Origin of the sequence: Acinetobacter sp. 1294596 (assembly GCF_000582925.1) — a bacterium.
Classification (GTDB): Bacteria; Pseudomonadota; Gammaproteobacteria; order Pseudomonadales; family Moraxellaceae; genus Acinetobacter; species Acinetobacter radioresistens.
In genome coordinates, this window is record NZ_JFCC01000154.1 from 1 (window position 1) to 300 (window position 300).

Sequence of the window (300 nt, forward strand, 5' to 3'; positions counted from 1 at the left end):
AACTCGCTGTTTTTTCTTTTACTTGATACTATTGATTAAAGTGGGGACAAAAATTGCTTAAAAAAGACAATAAAAAAGCCCATATTTCAGAAGCTTTGGCGGGCGGGGAAATACAGGCTTTGCAATCTGCAAACGCAGATCAACACAGGGATAGAATAACACGTTTTGCGACTTTGAAACATAGGGCTAAGAATCAGGAAAATTATTTATTTACCCTGGCTAAGTTTAAAGAGAACTATGAAAAAGACGTTAAAAACGAAGAATCTATCAAAGCTCTAAAATCTGCTCAGAAATTGAATG

General features: G+C 35.0%; 1 pseudogene. It reads left to right on the plus strand.

Features of this window, described 5'->3' with window-relative positions:
- Positions 1–53 precede the first annotated feature (53 nt).
- Positions 54–300 (plus strand): annotated as a pseudogene (locus J502_RS16340) (protein rep); the annotation flags it as partial.